This is a genomic window from Nonomuraea sp. PA05, assembly GCF_008086045.1.
Classification (GTDB): Bacteria; Actinomycetota; Actinomycetes; order Streptosporangiales; family Streptosporangiaceae; genus Nonomuraea; species Nonomuraea monospora.
Genome location: NZ_VSEY01000018.1, coordinates 75,824 through 89,404 on the forward strand (window position 1 = coordinate 75,824; position 13,581 = coordinate 89,404).

Here is a 13,581-nt window from a genome sequence, read left to right on the forward strand (position 1 = left end):
CACGCTACCTTTCGAGTACGACGGCCAGCCCTTGGCCGACGCCGATGCAGAGACAGGCGAGACCGGTGCCGGAGCCGGCGGCGGCCAGCCGGTGCGCGACCGCGCCGGTGACGCGGGCGCCCGAGGCTCCGAGCGGGTGGCCGATGGCGATCGCGCCGCCGTCGGGGTTGACGATCGCCGGGTCGAGGCCGGGCAGCTCGGCCAGGCAGCCGAGCACCTGGGCGGCGAACGCCTCGTTCAGCTCGGCGGTGTCGAGGTCGCCGAGCCGCTTGCCCGCCTTGGCCAGCGCCTTGCCGGCCGCCTCGACGGGGCCGAGCCCGAAGTAGCGGGGCTCCAGCGCGCTGACGCCACTGGCGACGATCCTGGCCAGGGGCTCGCGCCCGCGCAGGCCCGCCTCGTCGGTGAGCAGCAGGGCGGCGGCTCCGTCGTTCAGCGGGGAGGAGTTGCCGGCGGTGACGGTGCCGCCGTCCTTGCGGAAGGCGGGCTTGAGCTTGGCCAGCGCCTCCAGGGACGAGTCGCGGCGGATGCCCTCGTCGGCGGTCACGCCCGCGATCGGGACGATCTCGCGCTCGAACGACGCCTTGGCCGCCTTCTGGTGGCTGGCCAGCGCGTACGCGTCCTGCTCGGCCCGGGTGATCCGGTGCTTGTCGGCGATCAGCTCGGCGCCCTCGCCGAGGGCGACCGTGTGCTCGGCGGGCATGGCGGGGTTGACCAGCCGCCAGCCGAGCGTGGTGGAGACCAGCTCCTGGCCGCCGGCCGGGAACGCCTTCTCCGGCTTGGGCAGCACCCAGGGGGCGCGGGTCATCGACTCGACGCCGCCAGCGATCACGGTGGAGGCGTCGCCGACCGCGATGGCGCGGTAGGCGTGGATGACGGCCTCCATGCCGGAGCCGCACAGGCGGTTGACCGTCACGCCGGGCGTGGTGACGGGCAGGCCGGCGAGGATCGCGGCCATGCGGGCGACGTTGCGGTTCTCCTCGCCGGCGCCGTTGGCGTTGCCGAGCACGACCTCGTCGGCGCTGTCCAGGCCGTTGCGTTCGGCCAGCGCCTTGACGACGTGCGCGGCCAGGTCGTCGGGCCGGATCTTCGACAGGGCTCCGCCGTAGCGGCCGAACGGGGTGCGCACGGCGTCGACGATGTAGACGTCCTTCATGCGATCACCTCCGCGCCGGTGCGCTCGCGCACCTCGTCGAGGCGCACGCCGGGGGCGCTCTCGACGAGCGCGAAGCCGCGCTCGGTGGTGTCGAAGACGCCCAGGTCGGTGATGACGCGGTGCACGCACTCCTTGCCCGTCAGCGGCAGCGAGCACTGCGCGACCAGCTTCGGGGAGCCGTCCTTGGCGTTGTGGTCGGTGATCACGATGACCTTGCGGGCGCCGTGCACCAGGTCCATGGCGCCGCCCATGCCCTTGACCAGCTTGCCGGGGACCATCCAGTTGGCCAGGTCGCCGCGCTCGGAGACCTGCATCGCGCCGAGCACGGCCACGTCGATGTGACCGCCGCGGATCATGCCGAACGACAGCGAGGAGTCGAAGAACGACGCGCCCGGCAGGACGGTGACCGTCTCCTTGCCGGCGTTGATCAGGTCGGGGTCGACGTCCTCGGCCTTCGGGTACGGGCCGACGCCGAGGACGCCGTTCTCGGAGTGCAGGACCACGTCCACGCCCTGCGGCAGGAAGGAGGGGATGCGGGTGGGCAGGCCGATGCCCAGGTTGACGTAGTCGCCGTCGCGCAGCTCGGCCGCCGCCCGCGCGACCATCTCGTCACGGGTCCAGCTCATTCGGTGATGGTCCTTTTCTCGATGCCCTTGTCGGCGGCCTGCTCGGGGGTCAGGACGAGCACGCGCTGGACGAAGACGCCCGGCAGGTGCACCTCGTCCGGGTCCAGCTCGGTCAGCTCCTCGACCTCGGCGATCGTGACGCGCCCGGCCATGGCGGCCAGCGGGTTGAAGTTCCTGCTCGACTTGTTGAAGACGAGGTTGCCGAAGCGGTCGCCCTTGGCGGCGCGGACCAGCGCGAAGTCCGTGCGGATGCCGTGTTCGAGCACGTACTCGCGGCCGTCGAACTCGCGCACCTCCTTCGGCGGCGAGGCGACCGCGATGGAGCCGTCGGGGTTGTGACGCAGCGGCAGGCCGCCGTCGGCGATGGGCGTGCCGACGCCGGCGGGCGTGTAGAACGCGGGGATGCCGCTGCCGCCCGCGCGCAGCCGCTCGGCGAGACTGCCCTGCGGCGTGAGCTCCACCTCCAGCTCGCCGGCCAGGTACTGGCGGGCGAACTCCTTGTTGTCGCCGATGTAGGAGGCCGTGACGTGCGCGATGCGGCCGGCCGCGAGCAGGATGCCCAGGCCGCCGCCGTCGACGCCGCAGTTGTTGGAGACGACGCCGAGGCCGGTGGCGCCGGTGTCGTAGAGGGCCTGGATCAGCACGTTGGGGATGCCGCTGAGGCCGAAGCCGCCGACGGCGAACGACGCGCCGTCGTGCACGCCGGCCAGCGCCTCCGTGGCCGTGGCGACCACCTTGTCCTTGCGCACGACGCTCCGTTCCTCCGAGGTGTTCGCTCTGCGAACTTAAGTTCACTATTATGTGTTTTTCAGTATGTGTATCGGGGGGCGGGCTGTCAAAGGTCCCGCCGGTGGTGTCGGGTGACGCGTCGGGAAGCCGCCTCGCCTGGAGGAGGAGCCGATGGAAGGGGCCGGAACCCTGGAGCGCGGGCTGGCCGTGCTGCGCGCGCTGACCGCCGCCCCCCGGCGGCCCGTCCGGGCGACGGACCTGGTCCGCGCCACCGGCCTGGCCAGGTCCACCGTGGACCGCGTGCTCGGCACGCTCGCGCACCTCGGCTACGTACGGACGGAGGGCCGCGACGTGTCGCCCGCGCCGCGCCTGATGGAGCTGGGCGAGGCCTACCTGGCGGCCGGCGGCCTGCGTGACGCGCTCGCGCCCGCGGCCGGGCGGCTGGCGGACGAGCTGGACGAGTCCGTGTCGCTGGCCGTGCGGGACGGCGACGGGGTGCGCTTCGTCGTGCAGTGCACCCGGCGGCGCACCATGTCGGTCACCTTCCGGGTCGGCGACCTGCTGCCCGCCGACCGGTGCGCGGCCGGGCTGGCGCTGCTCGAACCGGAGGGATCCTGGGCCGAGGACGACCAGCTCATCGAGCCGGGGCTGATCGCGGTGGCCATGCCGGTACGCGACGCGCTGGGGCGGGCCGTGTGCGCGGTCAGCGTCGTCAGCCACACCAGCAGGCACACCGTGGCGGAGCTGCGCGAGCACTGCCTGGCCGGGCTGCGCAAGATCGTGGCGGAGATGGAGGCGACGCTGGCCGGCGCCCCGCCGATGCCGGCCGCGCCCGCCGGCGTCGATCGCTCGCGCGGCGCCAAGCAGGAGCTGGGCATGGGGTTCCTGCAGTCGCTGGCGCGCGGCCTGGCCGTCATGGTGGCGCTCGGCACGGCGCGCGGCGGCCTGACCCTCGCCGACTGCGCCAAGGTCACCGGCCTGCCCAGGGCGACGGTGCGCAGGGCGGTGCAGACGCTGGAGAGCCTCGGCTACGCGGGCGCCGGCGGAACGCGGTTCGCGCTGCTGCCGAGGGTGCTGGAGCTCGGGTACGCGCAGCTCTCCGGGCTGACGTTCGGCGAGGTCGTGCAGCCGCACCTGGCCGACCTGGTGGCGCGCGTGCGGGAGTCCGCGTCGGTGGCGGTGCTGTCGGGCGACGACGTCGTGTACGTGGCCAGGGTGCAGACGGTCAGCCTGATGAGCATCAACATCACGGTCGGCACCCGCTTCCCCGCGTACGCGACCTCCATGGGCCGGGTGCTGCTGGCCGAGCTGCCCGAGGAGCGGCTGGCCGCCATCGCGCCGAAACGCCTGTCGTCCAGGACCGTCACCTCGCCGCAAGAGCTGCGCGCCCTGCTGCGGCAGGCCGCCGCCGACGGGTACGCCCTGGTCGACCAGGAGCTGGAGGAGGGGGTGCGGTCCATCGCGGTGCCGGTCCGCGACCGATCGGGCCGCACGGTCGCGGCGGTGAACGTGGCCACCCACGCCGGCCGCGCCTCCAACGCCACGCTCCTGCGCGACGTCCTGCCCGCGCTGAGGGAGACGGCGGCGCGCATGGAGGCGGATCTCGTTCACGTGCACGCCGCGATCGGCGGCTGATCGGTGGCTAGACTCCGGGCATGAAGGCCGCAGTGCGCGCCAGATATGGCCCGCCGGAAGTGGTGAGCGTCTCAGAGGTCGGCATGCCGGCCGTCAAGGACGGCGATGTGCTCGTCAGGGTGCGAGCGACGACCGTCAACCGTACGGACTGCGCGATGCGGGCCGCCCAGCCGTTCATCTGGCGGTTCTTCACGGGGCTCGTCAGGCCGCACGTGCCCGTTCTCGGCACGGAGTTCGCGGGCGACGTCGAGGCGGTCGGCGACGGCGTCACCGCGTTCAAGCCGGGCGACAAGGTGTTCGGGTACAACGACCCGGGGTTCGGGGCGCACGCCGAATACCTGGTGATCCAGCAGGGCCGTACGCTGGCGCCGCTGCCGGAGGGGCTGACGTACGAGGAGGCCGTGCCCGGCACGGAGGGCGCGCACTACGCGCTGTCGCTGATCACGTCGGCGAAGGTGCGCGCCGGGCAGGACGTACTCGTGTACGGCGCCACCGGGGCCATCGGGTCGGCGGCCGTGCAACTGCTGAAAGACGCCGGCGCGAACGTCACCGCCGTCTGCGGCACCAAACACCTCGACCTGGTCAGCCGGCTCGGCGCGGACAAGGTGGTCGACTACACGGCCACGGACTTCACGGCGGACGAGCAGCGCTACGACGTCGTCATCGACGCGGTGGGCAAGAGCACGTTCGGGCGGTGCCGGCGGCTGCTGAAGCCGCGCGGCGGCTACATCGCCTCCGACGTGGGGCCGTTATGGCAGAACCTGGCGCTGACGGCCGTCACCCCGCTGTTCGGCGGCCGGCGGGTCCGCTTCCCCTATCCCCGGCATGACGCGGAGATGGCGCGGCGCCTGGCGGGGCTGATGGAGTCCGGGGCGTTCCGGCCCGTCATCGACCGGCACTATCCGCTGGACGAGATCGTGGACGCCTACCGTTACGTCGAGACGGGCCAGAAGACGGGGAACGTGGTGATCACCATCTGACGTCCTCTCATGACGCCCTCTCATGACGCCAGGGCCGTGACGGCGGTGGCCAGGTACAGGCAGCCGCCGATCGCCACGGCGACGCCCGCCAGCGCGGGCGTCCAGGCCGCGACCGATCGCAGCAGGCGCACGCGAGGCGCGTGACTGCTCAGCACCGCCGCGCCCCGCACCGTCACGACGCCGACGGCGGTCAGCGTGACGGCCATCCCGGCGCCGAACGCCAGCACCAGCACGACCGCGTCCAGGGACCGGCCGGTGAGCAGGCCGCTGACCAGCATGATGAACGCCGACGGCGACGGGACCAGCCCGCCGGAGAGCGCCAGCGCGGTGAGCCCGCGCGCCGACCACGGGTCATCCATCTGCCCGTGCCCATGCCCATGCCCATGCCCATGCCCGTGACCGTGACCGTGACCGTGCCCGTGCCCGTGACCGTGCCCGTGACCATGCGAGTGCGCGTGCGTCCTGCGGTTGCGGAAGTGCCGATACGTCAGGTGCGCCCCCACGCCGATCACCACCACCCCCGCCACCACCTGCAGCCACGCCGTGACGGCCTCGGTGCCGACGGCCGCCGCGCTGCTCAGCCCGACCCACGCCAGCGCGAGCGCCAGCACCGACACCGTGTGCATCAGCGCCACGACCACCCCCAGCCGCAGCGCGTCGCGGTACCGCCCGTGCGTGCCGATCAGGTACGCGGCCGTCACGCTCTTGCCGTGCCCCGGCGCGACCGCGTGCAGCGCGCCCACCCCGAGCGCGACGACCAGCGCGAGCCAGAACGCGCCCGCCCCGTCGAACAGCCCGATCAGGTAGTTGTCGGGTCCGGTGATGCCGTTCATGCGGGCACGTCCGAGGAGCGCCGGCGGCGCAGGAGGAGGGCGGCCAGCACGCCGAGCACGGCCACCAGCGCGACGGCCGGCACCAGCAGTGAGGTGCCGCCGGTCGCCGACGGGTCGAAGCGCAGCCTGCGGGTGTCGGCCTCCGCCGTGAGCAGCGCCTTGGCGGGCTCGGCGGGCGTCTCGGCGGTGAGCATCGTGCGGTACGCCTCGTGCAGGTCCGTCAGCGCGCCGACGCGCACGTCCACGTCCACGACCGGGTCCGGGCACTCGAAGCTGAAGCGGGCGCCCTCGGCGAGCAGCCGCTCCAGCGGGGCGAGCTCCGCCGCGCAGGGACGGCCCGCCTGGGTGACGCCGACGTGGGCCAGCAGGTAGTCGCGGACCGCGGCGGAGCCTGCCAGCTTCTGCTCGCCCGTCATCGAGGTGTCGGCGGCTGTGTTGCCGACGGGTGGGTCGAACGCGCCGACCGAGCGGCCGAGCGCCACCCAGTCGTCCTCGGCGGGCAGCCAGGCGAGGGTCACCCGGTTGCCGTCGGCGCCGATCTTGGCCGTGGACGGCGGGCCGAAGGGGTGCGCCGAGGCCGCGCGCGCGGGCGCCGGGGTCACGGCGCCGGTGACGAGCAGCACGGTGACGAGCAGCACAGTGACGAGCAGCACGGTGACGGACAGCGCGGTCAAGGACAGCGCGGTGATGAGCGGCACGCGCAGGCGGCGTGCCGAGAGGGGGAAGGTCAAGGGGAGACTCCTGTGCTGAAACCCGGGTGGGGCCGGGACAGCGCCCCACCCGGGGTGAATCACTTGGTCACGGTGACGGCAGGGCTGGTGATCTTCTGGTTCTGGCTGTCCAGATACACCTCGTACACCCCGCCCTTCCTCACCAGCGCGGGCACCCGGACGGTCTCCTCGACCCGGCCCAGCTCATCGGCCTTCTCGTAGCCGATCAGCGTGCCGTTGCGCCCGTGGCGAGCCGTGTCGTCGCCCCTCTCGCGCCACCAGATCGCGACCTTCTCCCCCGGGTCGTACCCGTAGGCGCCGACCTTCACGGTCTCCAGCCGCCGCACCGACGTCTTGTCCACGGTGGCCTGCTCGCCGACGGTGTTCTCCGGGGTGCGCAGGTCGTTGACGGTGCGCTCGCCCTGCTTGTTCTTCCGGATCACGAACCCGTCGTGGTGCTCGCCGTTGGCGTAGCGGGCCTCGAACGTGACGGTGTCGGCGGTGACGTCGATGAGCTGGTAGAGCTGGGTGTTCTGGGCGGTGCTGCGCACCTCGGCGCCGTTGCCCGTCCAGTTCTCGCCGCCGTTGAGCGCGTACATCTTGCCGCCGGAGACGGACACGACGTAGGCGACGCCGTTGTGCACGGTCGCCGACTTGCGCGCCGAGACCGGGTTGCCGCGCCCGTAGGAGTGGTCGTGGCCCTGAAGCACCAGGTCCACGCCGTACTTCTCGAACAGCGGCGCCCACTGGGCGCGGACGTTCGGGTTGTTGCGGGTGCCCGTGGTCGAGTAGACGGGGTGGTGGAAGGTCACCACGGTCCACTTGTTCGGGTTGTCCTTGAGCAGGTTCTCCAGCCACGCCGTCTGGGCGGCCATCAGGGTGGCGTTGCTCTGGTAGTTGGTGTCCAGGCCGATGAAGCGGACGCCCTGGTAGTCGAGGGTGTAGGCGGTCTGCTTCAGCTCGGCGTTACCGGGTCCGTTGTCCGGATACGGGAACTGCGGCCGCCAGAACGTGGACAGGCCGCCGCTGTACTCGTGGTTGCCCGGCACCGAGATGTTGTTGACCTGGCCGTCGATGAAGCCGCCTGCCTTGAACCACTGGCCCCACTGCTCCTCGCTGTTGGCGGAGTCGATGAGGTCGCCGGCGTTGACGATCGCCTTGGCCTGCGGCCGGTCGGCGAACGCCTGGCGGAAGACGCGCGGCACGGCGGAGTCGAGGTAGTTCTGCGCGTCGCCGTAGTAGATGAACGAGAACGGCTCGAAGCCCGCCGCGGCGGTGGTGAAGTCGGTCCACGCGCTCCAGTTCGTGCCGTCGCCGACCCGGTAGGTGTAGCGGGTGTTCGGCTGGAGGCCGGTGAACTCGGCGGTGTGGTACGTGGAGGCGTACCCGAGCGTGGTGTTGACCGGGGTGCTGGCCAGCGCCTGGACGGTGGTGACGGCGCCCGCGGCCGGCTTGACGTCGCCGAGCGCGCGCGGCGCCACCAGGAGCTGCGCCTGGGCGACGTCGGCGGCGGCCTCGGCGCGCCACGACACGCGCTGGCTGGTGGCCGGCGTGGTGGTGGGGATGAGGATGACGCGGTCGGGGATGGGGGTCGGCTTGTGGACCTCGGCGGCCGGGTAGACGGGCGGCGCCGCCGCGCCGACGGCCGCGGGGCCGAAGGCTAACCCGCCGACCAGCAGCACGCCGGCGCCGGCCGCCGCGAGCTTCGTCTGCCGTGAGCCGGGGAACCGCGGCTTCATGGGCTGATTCACTTCTTGTTCACTCCATCGACAAGCGGTACTCGCCCATCCGCGAGCGCGAGATGGGCGCCAGCGCATTCACCCAGGCATCGCTGACGCTCATCTGTCCCAAGACTGTCCGCGAGATGAATTCACGATCGGAAATGCGGCCGTCATCGGCCGTTGGCCCGCCGTTTCCCGCCTGCCGCCTACGATCGCCGGCGGATGATCGTGCGCGTGAGCGGGAGGTGAACGGATGGCGGCGACCCGCCGCTGGAGTCTGCTGCCCGCCGTGGCCGCGCTCGGCACGCTGTTCGTGGTGCCGCCCGCGCAGCCGGTGACCAAGACGGACGCGTTCATCACCGCGGAGACGACCGGGATCCTGCTGATCGAGGGCGGCGAGTGCTTCAGCGACCCGGCGTACTCGCAGGGGGCGGGCGAGCGGACCGTGGTCTACACGCCGTGCGCCGACGGGGCCGACAACCAGTCGTACGGCTTCACCCACGCCCCCGACGGCCCGTACGACCGGGCGGCGCTGTCGGCGTTCGCCTGGCGGAGCTGCGGCGAGCGCTACGCCGAGCTGTGGGGGCGGGAGCGCGCCGACCTGCCCTACTACCCGATCATGCCGACCGTCGAGACGTGGGCGGACGGCGACCGCGACGTCATGTGCGCCGTCTACCGCCGCACCGGACGCCTCACGGGGTCGGTGTTGCCCTGACCAGCCATTCTTGACCTCTCCTTATCCGGCCATATGGGGATAAAGGCGATGTTCGGTACTAGCGTTGCGCATATGACCTCGGAGGTAGCGACCGAGCTCACGGTCAACGGTCAGGACGTCCGCCTGGATCTGGACCCGCGGGAGTCGCTGCTCGACGTCCTGCGCGAGCGGCTGGGTCTGACCGGGGCGAAGAAGGGCTGTGATCACGGGCAGTGCGGGGCCTGCACGGTTCACGTGGACGGGCGGCGCGTCGTGTCCTGCCTGCTCCCCGCCGTGCAGGCGCATCGCCGGTCGGTGCGGACGATCGAGGGGGTGGCGGGGGCCGACGGCGGGCTGCATCCGCTCCAGCAGGCGTTCGTGGATCACGACGCCCTCCAGTGCGGTTATTGCACGCCCGGACAGGTGATGTCGGGGCTGGCCTGCGTCGCCGAGGGCAACGCCGGTGACGACGACGAGATCCGCGAGCACATGAGCGGGAACCTGTGCCGATGCGGCGCGTACACGGGCATCCTGGCCGCGATCCGCGCCGCCGCCGGACGTGCCGCCGGACGGCCGGGGGGTTGAGGCGTGCGCCCGTTCTCCTACACGGCGCCGGCCACCCTGGACGAGGCCGTCCGCGCCCTGTCCGAGTCCGGCCCCGGCACCAGGCTGCTGGCCGGCGGCACCACCCTGTACGACCTCATGAAACTGGACATCGAGACCCCGCGCGCCGTCGTGGACATCCGCGCGCTTCCCGAGCTGACCGGCATCGACACGGCCGGATCGAGGGAGCTGTCGTTCGGCGCCGGCGCGCTGATGGCCGACGTGGCGGCCGACCCGATGCTCCGCCGCGACTACCCGGCGCTCACGGAATCCCTGGCCAAGGCCGCCTCCCAGCAGTTGCGCAACATGGCCACCGTGGGCGGCAACCTGCTCCAGCGCACCCGCTGCGCCTACTTCCGCGGCGGCCCCGCGTTCCCGTGCAACAAGCGGCGGCCCGGCAGCGGCTGCGCGGCGATCGGCGGCCTGGACCGGGGGCACGCCCTGCTCGGCGGCAGCGACGCGTGCATCGCCACCTATCCGGGTGACTGGGCGGTCGCGCTGATCGCCTTCGACGCCGAGGTGGACGTGACGGGGCCGCGCGGCCCGCGCACGCTGCCCCTCGCCGCCCTGCACGTCGAGCCAGGGGACAGGCCGGACCAGGAGCACACGCTGGCCTGGGACGAGATCATCACCCGCATCCGCGTGCCGGTCACCGCCGCCGGCCGCGGATCGACCTATCACAAGGTCAGGGACCGGGAGTCGTACGCGTTCGCGCTCGCCTCGGCGGCGGTGGCCGTCGCGCTGGGCGAGGGCGGGACGGTGCGGGAGTGCCGCGTCGCCGTGGGCGGCGTCGCCACCCGGCCCTGGCGCTGCCACTCCGCCGAACGGGAGCTGGTGGGGGCGGTGCTGGACAGGCGCAGCGCGCGGCGGGCCGGGGAGTCCGCGTTCGCCGGCGCGCGCCCGGGCGCGCACAACGCGTTCCGGATCGAGCTGGGCGTCCGCACCGTCGCCGAGGCGCTGCGGATCGCCGGAGAGCGGGCCGAGCGATGACCGACGCAGAAACGTCCCGGGCCGGCGCGCGGGAGAAGGCGGCGGACGCAGAAACGTCCCGGGTCGACGCGCGGGAGAAGGTGACCGGTCAGGCCCGCTACGGCGCCGACCACACCCCGCCCGGCGTCGCCTACGCCATGCCGGTCGTCGCGACCGTCGGCAAGGGCCGCGTCACCGCCCTCGACACCACCGACGCCGCCGCCGTCCCCGGCGTCCTGCTCCTCCTGTCGCACCTCGACGCCCCCGACATCGCCCCCGCCGGCTACATCATGGCCGACGGCTACGCCTTCCAGAGCCTGCAACCGCTCCTGGACGACCACGTCGCCTACCGCGGCCAGCCGATCGCGCTGGTCGTGGCGGACACGCTGGTCGCCGCCACCGAGGCCGCCGCGCTGGTGCGGGCGACGTACGAGACGGAGCCGTTCGCGGTGGAGCTGGACGCGGACGGCACCGAGACGGTGCTCCAGGAGGAGGCCCTGCCGCTGCCGTTCCTCGCCGACGTCGTCGTGGGCGACGCCGACGGCGCGTACGAGCGCAGCCCGCTGCGCGTGGACGCCGTCTACGAGGCGGGCCCGCAGCACCAGGTGCCGATGGAGCTGATCGGCGGGGTGGCGGAGTGGCGGGGCGACACGCTGGTGGTCCACGAGGGCTCCCAGAGCGTCGGCGCGCTGCGCGGCGGCCTGGCCCGCCAGCTCGGCATCGCCCCGGAGAACGTCGAGGTCGTCGCCCCGTACGTGGGCGGCGCGTTCGGCCAGAAGAACTCGTTGCAGCCGCACCTCGCGCCCCTGGCGGTGGCGGCGCGCCGGCTGGGCCGTCCGGTGAAGCTGGTGCTGCCCCGCGCCCACACCTTCCACGCGGCCAGTTTCCGCCCGGTGAGCAGGCATCGCGTCCGGCTCGGCGCCGACCGTTCCGGGCGGCTGCTGGCCGCGATCCACGAGGTGGACCAGCAGGCGTCCCGCCACGACCTGCTGCCCGCCACGTACACGGAGATCACCTCCCGCCTGTACGACATCAGGAACTTCCGCGGCCGCCAGCGCCACGTCAGGACCGACGCGCAGACGCCCGGCTACATGCGCGCGCCGTTCGAGCATCCGGCGGCGTTCGCGCTGGAGTCGGCGGTGGACGAGCTGGCCCACGCGGCGGGGCGGGATCCGGTGGAGCTGCGCCTGGCCAACGACGCGGGCGCGGATCCGGTCACGGGCAAGCCGTTCACGTCCCGTCACCTGGCGGCGTGCCTGCGGCGGGGCGCGGAGCTGTTCGGCTGGGCGGGCCGCTCGCCGGATCCCGGCTCGATGCGCGCGCCCGACGGGGCGACGGTGGGCTGGGGGGTGGCGGCGGGGGCGTACCCGGTGATGACGGTGCCGGTGCTGGCCCGCCTGCGGGCCGGCGCGGACGGCGGGGTGCGGGTCGAGGTGGGCGGGCACGAGATGGGCCAGGGCATCACGACCGCCCTGGTCCGCGCCGTCGCGGGTGATCTGGGCATCGGCGCCGCTTGCGTACGAGCCGTCGTCGGGGACACGCGGGTCGTGCCGCACCATCTGACGGCGGGCGCGTGGGGCACCAACAGCTCGCTGCTCGCGGTCCACGCCGCCCTGCGGGAGCTGCGCGAACGCCTGGGCGTGCCACCGGAGGGCCCCGTGGACGTGGCGGCGGCCGTCAGGGCGTCCGGCGTGGAGGAGGTGGTGGCCGAGGCCGTCACGCAGGGCCCCGGCCAGCCGCCCGCGGCGATCGACCGTATGCGCGCGGGCCTGGTCGCCCCCGCGGGCCCCGACTATCCCGGGCATGTCGCGTTCAGCTTCATCGCGCACTTCGCCGAGGTGCGGGTGGACCCGGCCGCGCCGCGCGTGCGCGTCACGCGGGTGGTGAGCGTGGCCGACTGCGGCCGGGTGGCCAGCCCCGTCACCGCGGACGCGCAGGTGCGCGGCGCGGTGGTGTGGGGCATCGGCGCGGCGCTGAGCGAGCACAGCGAGGTCGATCCCCGCTACGGCGGCTTCGTCAACGCCGACCTGGCCGACTACGTGATCCCGGTCAACGCGGACGTCGGCCGGATCGAGGTGGACTTCATCGACGAGCCGGACTTCACGCTCAACCCGACGGGCGTCAAGACCCTGGGAGAGGTGGCCCTGGTGGGGGTCGCCCCGGCCATCGCGAACGCCGTCTTCCACGCCACCGGCCGCCGCCCGCGCCGCCTGCCGATCCGCGTCGAGGACCTGCTCTAACCATGCCCGGCCCGTACCGCCGCTCTGGCGGAGTGGGAGGGTCCGGCGGTGTCGCGGCGGCGCAGGATCGCCCAGAAGGCCATCACCACACAGGCGGCGCCGAGCAGCAGGCCCCACATGACGTCGGTGAGGAAGTGCATGCCGCGGTAGAGCCGCGAGAAGGCGACCATCAGGGGCGCGGCGACCGCGGGCGTCCAGATCGCCACCCGCGCCGCCGTGCTGCGCACGCGCGTGCTCAGGACGACCGCGACCCCGCAGTAGAACGCGACCGCCGCGCTGACGTGCCCGGACGGGAAGCTGGAGGTGGGCGGCGCGGGGTCGAGGTGCTTGACGGGCGGACGGTGCCGTCCGACGACCTCGGTGGTGGCCAGGAACACCAGCGACTGGCTCCACACGGCCGCCACCAGGAAGACCGACTCGCGCCACCGGTGGAACCAGAGCCTGAAGACGATCGCCATCACCGCCGTGAGCGCGACGATGTAGGGCGTGTCGGACAGGCTGCTGCCCAGGTCGGTGGCGGTGTTCCAGGCCGGGTCGCGGGCTGCGGCCAGGTCGCGGCTCAGCTCCGCCTCGCCGGTGGGCCAGGCCAGGATCGCCTGGCCGGCGCCGTACGTCACCGCCGCCATCAGCAGCATCGGTGATAACAGCGTCAGCCCGTAATACTTGACATTCTCGGTCTTGCTCACGA

At 73.1% G+C, this 13,581-nt stretch carries 13 protein-coding genes; 6 read left to right on the forward strand and 7 right to left on the reverse strand.

Features of this window, described 5'->3' with window-relative positions; all coding sequences use genetic code 11:
• Positions 1–4: 4 nt before the first annotated feature.
• Genes FXF51_RS27355 through FXF51_RS27365 form a run of 3 tightly spaced genes read right to left on the reverse strand, consistent with a single transcriptional unit; the run spans position 5 to position 2,528 of the window.
• Positions 5–1,153, reverse strand: a complete 1,149-nt coding sequence (locus tag FXF51_RS27355; protein ID WP_148437536.1) for a thiolase family protein — start codon at positions 1,151–1,153, stop codon at positions 5–7.
• Entirely contained in the window at positions 1,150–1,779 is a 630-nt protein-coding gene (locus FXF51_RS27360; protein ID WP_148437537.1) for a CoA transferase subunit B, read from the reverse strand. Before FXF51_RS27360 ends, FXF51_RS27355 begins: the two co-directional genes overlap by 4 nt.
• Positions 1,776–2,528 carry a CoA transferase subunit A gene (locus FXF51_RS27365; RefSeq protein ID WP_148437538.1) on the reverse strand — a complete coding sequence of 251 codons (753 nt, stop codon included), beginning with the start codon at positions 2,526–2,528 and terminating at the stop codon, positions 1,776–1,778. The genes FXF51_RS27360 and FXF51_RS27365 overlap by 4 nt, the downstream gene beginning before the upstream one ends.
• Before the next feature lie 151 nt (positions 2,529–2,679).
• Between FXF51_RS27365 and FXF51_RS63510 the strand changes: the two genes are divergently transcribed.
• Both FXF51_RS63510 and FXF51_RS27375 read left to right on the forward strand, forming a co-directional pair.
• On the forward strand, positions 2,680–4,143 hold the full coding sequence (locus tag FXF51_RS63510; RefSeq protein WP_148437539.1) for an IclR family transcriptional regulator C-terminal domain-containing protein: 1,464 nt from the start codon (positions 2,680–2,682) through the stop codon (positions 4,141–4,143).
• A gap of 20 nt (positions 4,144–4,163) precedes the next feature.
• Entirely contained in the window at positions 4,164–5,123 is a 960-nt protein-coding gene (locus tag FXF51_RS27375; protein WP_148437540.1) for an NAD(P)-dependent alcohol dehydrogenase, read from the forward strand.
• A gap of 20 nt (positions 5,124–5,143) precedes the next feature.
• Here the strand turns inward: FXF51_RS27375 and FXF51_RS27380 are convergent, their stop codons facing one another.
• The 3 genes from FXF51_RS27380 to FXF51_RS27390 are packed head-to-tail and all read right to left on the reverse strand — an operon-like array spanning position 5,144 to position 8,405.
• Complete coding sequence (locus FXF51_RS27380; protein ID WP_148437541.1) at positions 5,144–5,956, reverse strand: nickel/cobalt transporter; 813 nt, start codon at positions 5,954–5,956, stop codon at positions 5,144–5,146.
• On the reverse strand, positions 5,953–6,687 hold the full coding sequence (locus FXF51_RS27385; RefSeq protein ID WP_148437542.1) for a hypothetical protein: 735 nt from the start codon (positions 6,685–6,687) through the stop codon (positions 5,953–5,955). Before FXF51_RS27385 ends, FXF51_RS27380 begins: the two co-directional genes overlap by 4 nt.
• A gap of 59 nt (positions 6,688–6,746) precedes the next feature.
• Entirely contained in the window at positions 6,747–8,405 is a 1,659-nt protein-coding gene (locus tag FXF51_RS27390; protein ID WP_148437543.1) for a purple acid phosphatase family protein, read from the reverse strand.
• A 235-nt stretch (positions 8,406–8,640) separates the two neighbouring features.
• On the opposite strand from FXF51_RS27390, the gene FXF51_RS27395 reads away from it, so the two are divergent.
• From FXF51_RS27395 to FXF51_RS27410, 4 genes are all read left to right on the forward strand, one after another.
• Entirely contained in the window at positions 8,641–9,102 is a 462-nt protein-coding gene (locus FXF51_RS27395) for a hypothetical protein (protein WP_148437544.1), read from the forward strand.
• 72 nt (positions 9,103–9,174) lie between these two features.
• A complete protein-coding gene (locus FXF51_RS27400; RefSeq protein ID WP_148437545.1) occupies positions 9,175–9,666 on the forward strand; it encodes a (2Fe-2S)-binding protein in 492 nt (163 codons plus the stop codon).
• 3 nt (positions 9,667–9,669) lie between these two features.
• Entirely contained in the window at positions 9,670–10,674 is a 1,005-nt protein-coding gene (locus FXF51_RS27405) for an FAD binding domain-containing protein (RefSeq protein WP_148437546.1), read from the forward strand.
• Positions 10,671–12,893, forward strand: a complete 2,223-nt coding sequence (locus FXF51_RS27410; RefSeq protein WP_148437547.1) for a xanthine dehydrogenase family protein molybdopterin-binding subunit — start codon at positions 10,671–10,673, stop codon at positions 12,891–12,893. Before FXF51_RS27405 ends, FXF51_RS27410 begins: the two co-directional genes overlap by 4 nt.
• On the opposite strand, the gene FXF51_RS27415 is transcribed toward FXF51_RS27410, so the two are convergent.
• Positions 12,890–13,579 (reverse strand): phosphatase PAP2 family protein, encoded by a 690-nt coding sequence (locus tag FXF51_RS27415; RefSeq protein ID WP_148437548.1) that lies wholly within the window; start codon positions 13,577–13,579, stop codon positions 12,890–12,892. The genes FXF51_RS27410 and FXF51_RS27415 overlap by 4 nt on opposite strands.
• Positions 13,580–13,581: the final 2 nt, after the last annotated feature.